Source organism: Microcoleus sp. Pol11C2, assembly GCF_036701505.1.
GTDB lineage: Bacteria > Cyanobacteriota > Cyanobacteriia > Cyanobacteriales > Microcoleaceae > Microcoleus.
The window spans coordinates 1-11,656 of record NZ_JAUBQX010000094.1 but is presented as its reverse complement, the minus strand read 5'-3'; the positions used below and the strand labels follow the sequence as shown (position 1 = coordinate 11,656).

13 protein-coding genes are annotated in these 11,656 nt (G+C 43.9%); 7 read left to right on the top strand and 6 right to left on the bottom strand.

The annotated features are described in order from the left end of the window. Positions 1–39 precede the first annotated feature (39 nt). From QUA42_RS27125 to QUA42_RS27110, 4 genes are all read right to left on the bottom strand, one after another. Positions 40–264 carry an SDR family NAD(P)-dependent oxidoreductase gene (locus QUA42_RS27125; RefSeq protein ID WP_333141723.1) on the bottom strand — a complete coding sequence of 75 codons (225 nt, stop codon included), beginning with the start codon at positions 262–264 and terminating at the stop codon, positions 40–42. A 270-nt stretch (positions 265–534) separates the two neighbouring features. Next, positions 535–1,146 (bottom strand): RloB family protein, encoded by a 612-nt coding sequence (locus tag QUA42_RS27120; RefSeq protein ID WP_333141721.1) that lies wholly within the window; start codon positions 1,144–1,146, stop codon positions 535–537. Then, a complete protein-coding gene (locus tag QUA42_RS27115) occupies positions 1,139–2,422 on the bottom strand; it encodes an ATP-binding protein (RefSeq protein WP_333141719.1) in 1,284 nt (427 codons plus the stop codon). Before QUA42_RS27115 ends, QUA42_RS27120 begins: the two co-directional genes overlap by 8 nt. Positions 2,423–2,797: 375 nt before the next feature. Continuing rightward, positions 2,798–4,243, bottom strand: a complete 1,446-nt coding sequence (locus tag QUA42_RS27110; RefSeq protein ID WP_333141718.1) for an amidohydrolase — start codon at positions 4,241–4,243, stop codon at positions 2,798–2,800. 212 nt (positions 4,244–4,455) lie between these two features. On the opposite strand from QUA42_RS27110, the gene QUA42_RS27105 reads away from it, so the two are divergent. The 3 genes from QUA42_RS27105 (at position 4,456) to QUA42_RS27095 (ending at position 6,341) form a co-directional block, all read left to right on the top strand. Next, positions 4,456–5,226, top strand: coding sequence for a cysteine hydrolase family protein (locus tag QUA42_RS27105; RefSeq protein ID WP_333141716.1), 771 nt, complete (start codon positions 4,456–4,458; stop codon positions 5,224–5,226). Between the two features lie 227 nt (positions 5,227–5,453). After that, the gene (locus tag QUA42_RS27100; RefSeq protein WP_445301382.1) at positions 5,454–5,891 is read left to right on the top strand and encodes a cupin domain-containing protein; all 438 of its coding nucleotides are present in this window, start codon (positions 5,454–5,456) and stop codon (positions 5,889–5,891) included. Between the two features lie 102 nt (positions 5,892–5,993). Next, positions 5,994–6,341: a DUF952 domain-containing protein gene (locus QUA42_RS27095; protein ID WP_333141712.1), complete on the top strand. Its 348-nt coding sequence runs from the start codon at positions 5,994–5,996 to the stop codon at positions 6,339–6,341. Positions 6,342–6,469: 128 nt separating this feature from the next. Here QUA42_RS27095 and QUA42_RS27090 read toward each other — a convergent pair whose 3' ends face one another. Further along, a complete protein-coding gene (locus QUA42_RS27090) occupies positions 6,470–7,720 on the bottom strand; it encodes a CCA tRNA nucleotidyltransferase (RefSeq protein WP_333141710.1) in 1,251 nt (416 codons plus the stop codon). A 107-nt stretch (positions 7,721–7,827) separates the two neighbouring features. On the opposite strand from QUA42_RS27090, the gene QUA42_RS27085 reads away from it, so the two are divergent. The 3 genes from QUA42_RS27085 (at position 7,828) to tsaB (ending at position 10,616) form a co-directional block, all read left to right on the top strand. Beyond that, positions 7,828–8,076 carry a Ycf34 family protein gene (locus QUA42_RS27085; protein ID WP_006632635.1) on the top strand — a complete coding sequence of 83 codons (249 nt, stop codon included), beginning with the start codon at positions 7,828–7,830 and terminating at the stop codon, positions 8,074–8,076. Positions 8,077–8,241: 165 nt separating this feature from the next. Beyond that, the gene (locus tag QUA42_RS27080; protein WP_333141709.1) at positions 8,242–9,954 is read left to right on the top strand and encodes a serine/threonine-protein kinase; all 1,713 of its coding nucleotides are present in this window, start codon (positions 8,242–8,244) and stop codon (positions 9,952–9,954) included. Positions 9,955–9,956: 2 nt separating this feature from the next. Next, a complete protein-coding gene (gene tsaB, locus QUA42_RS27075; protein WP_333141707.1) occupies positions 9,957–10,616 on the top strand; it encodes a tRNA (adenosine(37)-N6)-threonylcarbamoyltransferase complex dimerization subunit type 1 TsaB in 660 nt (219 codons plus the stop codon). 150 nt (positions 10,617–10,766) lie between these two features. On the opposite strand, the gene QUA42_RS27070 is transcribed toward tsaB, so the two are convergent. Continuing rightward, positions 10,767–11,030 carry a hypothetical protein gene (locus QUA42_RS27070; RefSeq protein ID WP_333141705.1) on the bottom strand — a complete coding sequence of 88 codons (264 nt, stop codon included), beginning with the start codon at positions 11,028–11,030 and terminating at the stop codon, positions 10,767–10,769. Between the two features lie 114 nt (positions 11,031–11,144). Between QUA42_RS27070 and QUA42_RS27065 the strand changes: the two genes are divergently transcribed. Continuing rightward, the coding region (locus tag QUA42_RS27065) for a tetratricopeptide repeat protein (RefSeq protein ID WP_333141703.1) at positions 11,145–11,656 on the top strand (512 nt) is incomplete at its 3' end.

Below are 11,656 nucleotides of genomic sequence, written 5' to 3'. Positions count from 1 at the left end.
CGTCAATATACTTACACACAGAAAATTATTTAGGATTGTTTATAAATATAGAAAATCATTTAGGATTGCTATAGTAGTGTAAGGAACATGATAAGCGATCGGGATCTTGCCGCCGATCGAACCCACATTTACAATTGTACCGCTGCCCCGATCCAAGAAATGCGGCAGCAGCGCGTGAATTGTGTGGATGTATCCCCACAAAGTGGATAAATCCCTCTCTCTGCGGGTAAGGTACGATCGCGCCCTCTCTCTATCTTCAGGCATAAAAAAATGTTAATTGCTTTGGCAAGCGACAATACAGGATTTATGCAACAATCTTGTGCATTTGTAGGTATCCAATCGGTGCGTATCCAATTGGCGGATTGTTGGGATCTCGCGAAGCGGAGGGTTCATTCTTCAACCCAACCTACTTCTGTCAGAAACTATAAAGTAGATGAAAATAAATATCATCCAAAATTCAACTCATCCAACTCCCCAGCGACGAGAAAAATATTTCAATAATCTACTTTTTAGAATTAGCTTCTTAGTATTTACTTATGGAATAAACCGATTTAGTTCTTGTACCAGGAGATGTACTGTTGTAGATGGATTGTCATTTGCTGGGACATGAGGATCGTACTCTGTGAGAAGCTTTTCGGCATTCCTAATAGCAGTAGGCTGTTTATCAAGTAGCTCATCATAAATAGTTTCACTATTCTTTTCGTATTTTTTACGGAGCCATGAAGACAACTTGGGACTATAGTCCTTGCGAGGAATTCCAGTATTGAGATACTCAAAATGCAAGATATACCACAACTCAAAAGCTTCATTAGAATAAGCTACTCTAAATCCCTGAGACGTAGCACTTGATCTGGCATTGTTGAAATTTTCTAATGTCCAGGAATCTCGATCGAAAACACACCAAATTTGATCGTAATCATTACCGTCTTTATTTTTTAAGTCTGTAGCACTTCTAACTAATGTGCTGGGATCTTCTCCTAAGCCATGCACGTCTACTTCAACAACATCCCTAGGAACACGGAAGCTTCTGAAGTAGTTAGGTTCAGTTTTCGATCCTTCACAGACAATTAAAAACCTCTCTTTAGGCTCTTTCGTCTCTAGTTTTCTGGGTGAATATCCGCGAGAGTTTATTTTTCTTCTAGCCATTAGAGTTAATCAGATGTTTGAGATTTCCCAGATATGGGATTGCTCCATATCTACCTTTGATATAGTCACTTTCAAAGGTAGCGTCATTACGTATCTTATACTCTGCTAAGGAGTATAAGTCTGTGGCACCATATCTGTTTTTTTCTGTGAACCAAATCTGATCTCTGCGAAAATTTTTATTGCTAAGTAGATTGGTATCATGTGTTATGAAGATTAACTGAGCATTATTTGAGTTGGTTTCTTGAGAATTAAACATTTCAACAAGTGCACGACTGATTAGAGGATGAAGTCTTGCATCAAATTCATCAATAATAAGAACTTCTCCTTTCTTGAGGGCAGTTATTAGTGGTCCCGCCAAAGCAAAAACCTTTTGTGTACCTTGAGATTCATGACTTACTAAATCAAATTCCTCAAGAGATTTGTAATTTCCTTCACTATCGAATTTTCGGTGTCCAGTTCCTATTGTTGCTTTTCCTCTTCCTGCTTTAACAAGGATTTTTTTTAGTTCATCGGGAATTTCATCAGGCAGAGAATCCACTGTGAAATCTTCCTGCTCGATTTTAATTTCACTGATTCCCAAATCTAACTTCTTGATTAAGTTAACAATGTCAGCTCGCTTCTCATTGTTCGTGAAACATTTAACTGTGTAATCCCGATACGCTCGATCGTGTAAACCAGATATGATGTTCAGATTGTCAGTCAACCACTCCAAAATTCTCTCTGCTAGTTCAACATTAAATTGAGCAGAAACAGAAAGAAAGAGCGCATTACTTCTAGTTCTTTGCTGAATACCATCAGCATCATATTTTTTGGATGGTGTAATAGTGTCAAAATCACGCTCAAATAACTGTGTCTCCCTTACCTTAGGGACGTAAAATAGCCATTCCGATGTAACTCTTTCTCGTGTTGCCTCAAATCCATATCTGTATTTTATGCCATCCATCAGAAAAACTAGCTCAAAGTATGATGGCTTTCCTTCAGTTTCTGTATTGAGCCTAAAAGGTTCTACACCTATTTCATCTGTACTCTGAGTTTCCTTAGATGAATTAATCATAAACTGTTTCATAAAGCTTAAGGCTCTAGCAAGATTGCTTTTTCCACTAGCATTTGCTCCATATATTGCAGCACTCTTAAGCAGTCTCAAGTCTTTGTCTGCTGCAAAAACATTGTTTTCATCAAGATTTTTGTCTTTTGCCACAAGATTAGCTGCCACCATACTGAAGGTGACTGGCTCTTTAAAGGATCTGTAATTACCGACACTAAATTCTATAAGCATGGCTCATCTCTCAAGCTTAGATCGGGCATTTGTGAAAAAATCACGCATTTCCACCTCAAGGGTAGCAGTAATTAGCCTAAGATGCTAGGATATAAAAATGTCTTATATAGTGCATAAGTGCTACTTATTAAAAAAATGGCAAGATTGTGCCTGCATTGATGGCTACTACCCCTTGGAAAACGGCCCGTCGCAATTCGTTACCTCGAACAGTTGCAGTTGCGGGGGAAAGCAGCCACCAACAGCAGACAGCCGAAAGTCACTAATGGAGATGCAAAAATTGTTTATTGTTGCTCATCGATCGGCTACATTGTTCAGTCCTGAAAGTGGACCGGCGCTCGCCCCAAGACAAGCAGTTTTAAAGTTGGCTAGGGAGTTTTAAGAATAACCTTGCAGGTTCATGACTTTTCGATAGTGGGCTTCTATTTCACTCACCGTTTGCGATTGACGCTTCCCCGTCCACTCGCTGCGAGTGAATAATTCCCGCCTCAAAGCATCAACATCGATCGTTTTCACCTTACCTTCTGCAACAATTTGCTTGCCGTTTACCCAAACACTGTCTACCGCATTAGTCGGGCGTCCCAATATTAGTAAGCCGATCGGATCGGTGCGCGGCAGCAATGATAAACTTGTTAAATCATACAGCACAAAATCTGATTTTTTACCTACTGTCAACGAACCCATTTCATCGGCGAGATTCAAGCCTTTTGCTCCTCCCATCGAGGCCATTTCTACAGACTGGCGCGGTGTAATCCATTGGCGGTAATCCAAATCCGTGATATTGTGCAGAATGGAACCAATTTTAATCGCTTCCAGCAAATCTTGAGAGTCATTGCTAGCAGCGCCGTCGCAGCCAAAAGATACGTTGACTCCCGCTTGGCGGTATTTCAAAATCGGTGAAATCCCGCTTCCTAGCCGCAAGTTGCTGAGGGGATTGTGTACGACTGTCGCTCCCGTTTCTGCCATAATCGCAATGTCGGAATCGTCCAGCCAAACGCAGTGCGCTAAGGAAGTTCTAGGACTCAAATAACCAATTTTTTGCAGGTGTTCGACAGCGCTACAGCCGTATTTTTCGTGAGCTAACTGTTTTTGAGCGGGGGTTTCCAAGAGGTGGGCGTGCCGACAAAGATTGTAGCGATCGCTCAAGTCGATGCAGCCTTCAAACAAAGAATCGGAACACAGTTGAATTCCAGTCGGTGCCAACAACATATTAACACCTTTTTCGGGATTGTGAAACTGTTTTATGGCTTCTTCCATTAACTCTAAAGTTGCCTTAGTCGATCGAATGTAAGCGCTGTGTTCGATCGCGCTATCGCCCGCAGGCATTCCCGCTGTCAGGGATTCATCTTGAATTAACGGCCCGATAAAAGCGCGGATACCGATTTCTTGATAAGCGCGAACTGCTGCGGCGATTGTCTCTAATTCCTGCCCCGGAATCAAAACTAAATGATCGACTACGCTTGTACCGCCCGACAGCAATGTTTCTACCGCAGTTCCCAAGGCACTCAAATAAACTTGTTCGGGATCTAGAGGCGTAAAATCGTACAATTCGGCAATCCATAACTCCAGCGGCAAAGGGGGAATAATGCCCCGCTGCCACATTTCTGAAGAGTGAGTGTGCGCGTTGACAAAACCGGGCAGCAGCAGCTTATTTTTGCCGTTAATAACTATTTGACCCCCCCTATCCCCCCCTTGGTAAGCGGGGGAATGAGAGGGGAGGTTATTGGGCGCGATCGCACTTATGCAATTATCCACCACTTGCACATCTGCGGTTTCATAACCGCTATCCACCGGAATTAAAGCATTTTGAATTGTAAAGCTCATAGATTTACCCTGTGTGTAAATTTATATTGATTTTTATTGTATGATTCCCAGGCGCTAACCTTGGCGATCGCCCAACGATAATAAAGTTAATAAATTCTAAATTTAATCAAAAAGTTACACCGGATACTTAATTGTAACAAAGATTTAAGATATGACAAGTTAGTAACAATCAAATAGTTATAAGATTGAAATTGTTTTTGAGTCACAATCATATGAATCCTGATTCTCTCCGCAGCTTGGGCGTACCGCCGAATGCTTGGAAAGTTGATGCCAAAATTGCCGATATCACCCGATCGCCGATCGCGCCTCAACCTGTTACCATGGAAACAGAAACTAAAACTCTGCGTTTGGACTTAGCAAAAGCAGCAATGTTGGTGATAGATATGCAAAACGATTTCTGTCATCCCGACGGTTGGCTAGCACATATCGGCGTAGATGTAACGCCCGCAAGAACTCCAATTAATCCTTTAACAAATTTGCTGCCAAAATTGCGATCGCACGCAGTACCAATTATTTGGATAAACTGGGGAAACCGCCCCGATTTGCTCAATATTAGTGCAGCTTCCCGTCACGTTTACAATCCCACAGGTGACGGCGTAGGTTTGGGAGATCCGCTGCCAAAAAACAACGCACCTGTACTGATGGCAGGGAGTTGGGCGGCGCAGGTTGTCGATGAATTAAAACCCAAACCGGAGGATATTTGCGTTGATAAATATCGGATGAGCGGCTTTTGGGATACTCCTTTAGATAGTATCTTGCGGAACCTCGGCAGAACTACACTTTTCTTCGGAGGAGTAAACGCCGATCAGTGCGTCATGGCTACGCTGCAAGATGCTAATTTCCTCGGTTACGACTGTATTTTAGTCAAAGATTGTACAGCTACGACATCTCCCGATTATTGCTGGCAAGCTACTCTTTATAACGTTAAACAATGTTTTGGTTTTTTGTCGGATTCTCAGGCTATGTTAGAAGCAATTAAATAGCAGTCATCAGGGGAGTATCCCTCGGGAGTGTAAAAAGCGTTTTTTAGGAGTGCGAGAGTCTCGCACAGCAAAGCCTATATCTAGCTTCCTGCTCTGACAGCGAACTCTCCTGTGAACTCCATAAATTTTGGAGGTTGAGCGGCGGACTAATGACTCTGGATTTACCACTAATGACAGCAGAAACATAACCACTGACAACTAACCATAAAAAAATGACAAACCACTGCATGATTCCTGTTATAAAGTCTCCGAAAGACTACCAAGCATTTCGCATCAGTCCGGGCGATACTAATAGATTAGCTATCGTCTTCGATCCGGTAATAGCTAATGTTTCATTAACAGTTTGCGTGGAGATTTTCGATGTGGACGGAAAAACTCCTCCCAACCGCCATCAATTCGCAGTAGAAATGTTTTTTGTACTCAAAGGAAGAGGGCAAGCAACCTGCGACGGCAAAACAGTTAGTATTCAACCTGGAGATAGTTTGTTAGTGCCTCCAACAGGGACTCACGTAATTGAGAATACGGGCAGTGAACGTTTGTACACTTTGTGCATCATGGTGCCGAATGAGGATTTTGTGGAGCTAATTCGCAGCGGTACACCCGTCGAACTCGATGAGGAAGATATGAGAGTTCTCGGCCGATCGGATGTACTCGTACCGTGCTAGGTTTGTAGTAGGGACTTTCGTCCTTTAATCTCGTTTCTAGGTAGAGCCTTGGAATATATATCTAGATGCTCTACCTAGCTTCTTTTTCAGGTAAAATAATTTATGAGCGTTATATTTCACATCACTCAAAGCCAACAATGGGAACAAGCAAAACAAGTTCAATCCTATCGCGGTGATACCCTAGACTCTGAAGGATTTATCCACTGTTCGACTCTGCCGCAAGTTGTTAAATCTGCAAATAAGTTCTTTGTGGGTAAAAAAGGATTGCTTTTGCTGTGTATTGAGTCGGAAAAAGTAGAATCTGAAATCAAATATGAATTGGCTGCGGGTGAAAATTACCCGCACATTTACGGGCCGCTGAATGTTGATGCTGTGTTGAAAGTTGTTGAGTTTGAACCGGGGGCCGATGGCAAGTTTGAATTGCCGGAAGAATTAAGAGATGTTGTTTAAGATTCTGATTTTTGAGAATTGTCAACTAACTTTTTAGGGCGTTGCTCAAAGCCCACCCCACGGGAAAGTTGAATTTTGTGGAACGGGCATCTTGCCCGTTCTAATTTCTGCAATATATCAATTTAAACTTACTGATTAACTAACTCTTGCGCCAATTTCAGGGCATCTTCGCGAGTCGCAATTCTCCCCTCCACCCGCGCTAGTTGAATCTCCATTAAAAATTGACCGATGCGCGGACTTCGGGGCAAATTCAAATATTCCATTAAATCATTGCCGCTAACTAATTGTGTGGGATGAGCAATAATATCATCAGCATCCAGATAGCGATTAATTAACAGTGAAATTTCATCAAGCGCAACTCCCGCCGCCACGACCAAAACCGCTAAAACTGGAAATGCTATTCCCACATCCCGAAACAAAAAATACTGTTCTCGCAAAGACATTTCCGCGATGGGTTTTGCTTGCAATTGTGGCAAGTATTTCAAAAGCCCGATCGCACTTTTAATCTCCGCATTGCTATACTTCAACCGCAGCAACTGAGTTTCAGCAATTGTCGGGTCAGAATCTGCCAAAATAGCCAGCTTCGCGACAGCCAACAAAGGCGCTTTAATTGTATCTCTAATCTGACGCCCGAATTCCTTCCCTAATTCTGGGTAAATTGCCGCTAACTTGGCAGCAGATGCGTCAATTTTTGTCAAAATATCAAAACGGTCGATCGCACTTTCAAACCAAATCGAAAACAAACCGTCTTCGCAACCGCGACAAATCCAAGGAACACCGTTAGGATTGCTCAACAAATAACCCAATTCCGTCCGCACCCGTTCCACCGCTACCCGACTCAACAGCGGCGCTAATTCCCGAATCGCCGATTGAGTTTCCGCTTCGATCGCAAAACCCAACTGCGCCGCTTGGCGGTAAGCTCTTAATAACCTCAGCGGATCGTCCTCCAAATTTGACCGCGAAACCATCCGCAGCATACCCAACCGCAAATCAGTTTGACCGTCTAAAGGATCGATGATTTCTCCTGTAAAAGGATTGTAGGCGATCGCATTTATCCGAAAATCCCGGCGCAGCAAATCCCCCTCCAGACTCCCCCCTTCCGCTTGCGCCAAATCCACCGTACCGCCCGCAAACACCACCCGCGCAATTTGGCGTTCCGCATCCAACAAGACAAATCCACCTTTCGTGCGATCGGCAATTTTTCGAGCAGTCTTCACGGCCCGTGTTAGCATAACGAAATCTAAATCAAAATAGTGCGATCGGCGGCCCAGCAACGCATCCCGTACCGCACCGCCCACCAGATAAGCAGGCGGTGTCAGCAGTTTCAAATCAAACGGCCAAGTATCAGGAGATAATGAAGAGGGCAAATTAATCGGCATTGCAACAAAAATCTACAAACTTACAAACAATTAAACTCTTGCTACGCTAGATTAACAGAAAGCTCAAATTTCACCAATCTTTTTGAAATGCACAGAGGATATCAAGAATGTGTATTTGTATTAACTGCCACTATGTAGACCGCTGCTTCACCTACCACGCCGTAGAAGAACAGCACGAACAGCTTCACCTCACCGAAACACCCGATTTCGACCCCGTAGAACCCACCATCAACGTCAACATCCGCCCCCGCCAAGACGAAATTGAAATGGAATGGGATGTAGTCGGGTGTCAGAGTTTTAAGCAAGAGACCGGCAAATGGGCAAAATTGCGGCCAGGCGAACTCGTCCCGACTTGAAAAGCAAAAAGAAAAAAAATTGCCCAAATCAAATTTTCAAAACATTCAAAAAGGGGAATTATGGGTAAAATTCCCCATTACCAATTCCCCAATCTAAAATCTAAAATCTAAAATCCCATCCCCCATTCGCAAATCTAAAATCTAAAATCTAAAATCTAAAATCCAATGTGCTATTGCTTAAACCCAACTTGTCAGAATCCGCACAACCCAGGGGATGCAGAATTGTGCCAAAGTTGCGGCTCCAAATTGTTGTTAACTCTTGACGCAGAAACGCCATCAGCATCTCGCTACCGAACCATAAAGCCGATCGGGCAAGGAGGCTTTGGCCGAACATTTCTAGCAGTTGATGAAACCAAACCCCTGATTTTTTCGCAGTGCGTAATCAAGCAATTTTTCCCACAAAATACCGCCGCCGAAAAAGCCGCTCAACTATTTCACCAAGAAGCAGCCCAGCTAGAAACCTTGGGAAAACATCCCCAGATTCCAGAATTAATCGCGCATTTTGAACAAGACGGGAGACAGTATTTAGTACAAGAATTTATAGACGGCAAAAACCTAGCTAGAGAATTAGAACAAAAAGGAGCATTCACCGAAACTCAAATTCGGCAAATTCTCAACGATTTATTGCCAGTGCTCCACTTCGTCCACAAATCAAAAGTCATTCACCGCGATATCAAACCCGAAAATATCATTCGCCGCAGGCTATCTCCAACTCCTTTACCCACTTTAGAAAGTTCCTATCAACCGTCTCCTTTCCAAAAAGATATTGTTTTAGTAGACTTTGGTGCAGCTAAGAAAGTAACAGCAAACGGCTTGCAGCCAACTGGTACAATCATCGGCAGTGCTGCTTATACAGCCCCAGAACAATTGATGGGGAAAGCAGTTTTTGCCAGCGATATCTACAGTTTGGGCGTTACCTGCATTCACTTGCTGACAGAAATTCCTCCCTTCGATTTGTTCGACAGTACAGAGGATTCTTGGGCTTGGCGAAATTATTTGAAGACTGCTGTTAGCGACGATTTCGGCCGCATCCTCGACACCATGCTCCAAAGTGCCACCAATAGGCGCTACAGTTCAGCATCAGCAGTCATCCGGCACTTGAACCCCAAACCAGTCTATTTAGACGCAGAGCCTGTCCTAGACGCGCCGGAAACGACCGCACAACGGGTGCTTACACCCGCGCCCGGTGTGTCGCTTTTTACTCGCCAACAGCAAGCCGAAATTCAGGAAGCTTTGCAAGAGGATCTCGCCCCGTACAATGTTACAATCCAAGTCAGTCAAGCCAAGCAACAGCTCACTATCGTCATCAACAGAACCGAAGACAACCCCGTTTACTATCCGCATTTATCTCAAATAATTGCCACCCGACTCACCGATTTGCAGTTAAATAAAGTCGCAGCCGTGAAGCTGTTGGGAAGACTCAACAATTCTCGCCGCCCGGAGTGGAAGCAAATATTGCAAATCGATCCCAAGATTCAATTGAGAAACAAACTCGTCCGGCTGCAACACAATCAATTAGTCAAGAAAATCACCCCTGTTGCTACCCAAGAATTTTGGCTGCCGAAGTTGAAAACTCAGGATTTTTGGATAGATGCGCTAATGTTTGCCTTAGTTTGGTTTATCTTTGGCTCTCAAATAGTCATTTTTAATTCTTGGTTTGCGCTAATAGTTACGTCGGGTTTTATGACGGTGAAGCATCAAGTTTCCCAACACAAAGAATTTGCTAATAAAAATTTATTTGCAAGTTTAGTAGTGCTGTTTTTGATGACTGGGGGCATGGGGAATTCCAGGATTTTAAATACGGGAATATTTGGCATTCTTTTGGGTTGCTTAGTTGTGGCTTTGCCGCTGTTTTTTGTTAAGGAAAATTATCAGTAATCGTGAATAGCAATCCCCAAGACGGAACATCTGTTAAAAAATACGGCTTAGCCCTGAACACAGCTAGTCGCGAACTCGGTTTAGCCATCAGCAATTTTGCGGGGGATTCTCGCTGCCAAACTTGGAATTTGGATCGCGATTTAGCAACTCATTTGCATCAGTATTTAGTCGAGTTTATTCAGCCGCAAACTTTCGCGGATTTGGCTTTTATTGCAGTGGCGAAGGGGCCCGGAGGTTTCACGGGGACTCGGATGGGTATGGTGACGGCGCGGACTTTGGCCCAACAGTTGGATATTCCGGTTTTTGCGATTTCAACTTTGGCGGCTGTCGCTTGCAGCAGCAGTAAAAAATCTATCTCAAATCAGGATATGGCGCTGCAAATGCCTGCACAGCGGGGTCAATTGTTTGGGGCGGTTTATTCAGTTAACAAAGATTCTGGTTTAACTGAGTTGTTTACCGATACGGTGATGACTCCTGAATCTTGGCAGGAAAAGTTGGATAACTGGGGGAATTCTTATCAGTTAATTGAAGTTGGTAGCGAGTTGGGTTGGTCGGTTTCTAGTGTGTTGGAATTAGCTTATTTGGAGTGGCAAATGGGAAGTCGCCCTGATTGGTCGGATGCTTTGCCTTTTTACGGGCAACATCCGGTTAAGGGACACTGAATATTGGGAATAGGGCATTGGGAATAAGGAATTGGGCATTATTTCGTTTCAGTTAAATCAACTTGTAGAGTGCGTTTTTTTTCCGACCATGCCCGATGCCCGATGCCCGTAAATGATTTATAAGCAATTAAGCAGACTTGATATCGTTGTTTATTTAAGGGCGATACAAACTTCGAGGCAAAAAGTTAATGTTAGGGGGTCTGGGCTTTCGGTTCGCAATCGATCGATCTCAGCTCGATCGCAGCCGCGAGATTCCATAAAATCGAGCATCCAGTTCGTTATTGTAGCGAGATCGATGTATTTTGCTCCGAGACAAACAGGGCAAATTTCTGGGCTGAGGGTACCGGTGCCGCCGCATTCGGGGCAATCCCAGTGGCTGCTTACGGGATCGGGGGTAGTTAGGATGTTGTTCATGCTGGGAAAAAGTACGCGCGGCGTAGCTATAGCGCAGGAAATCGCACTACTCGTTCACTTTAGCAAAAATGCCGATCGCCCTTACTTCTTCCTGCCTTTACACTAAGCGAGCTAGTGAGTAAAATTGACAAAAATAAAAAAGGGGTGGCTATGTTCGATCGCACTAAATGGTTTTTGGCTGGAATGTCGATCGCACTTTCGGTTCAGCTAAGTCAGCCAGTTGTAGCAGCCGTGCCCGTTGGTAAAGTCATACAAACAGCACAAACTAGCAGTAACGAAGCTGCTACAGCATTAAACGAAGGACTACGACTCTACCAGCAAGGAACGGCGGAAGCAAAAAGAAGTGCGATCGTCAAATATGAAGAAGCATTAAAACTGTATCGGGCAATCGGTGATCGCAGGATGGAAGCTACCACCCTCGGCAGCATCGGCAATGTCTACTCAGAATTGGGAGAAAAACAGAAAGCGCTAGAGTATTACAGCCAGTCGCTTCCCCTGAGTCGGGCAACAGGCGATCGCGGGACGGAAGCTATGACCCTCACCAACATCGGCGGTGTCTACTCAGAATTGGGAGAAAAACAGAAAGCGCTAGAGTATTACAGCCAGTCGCTTCCCCTGAGTCGGGC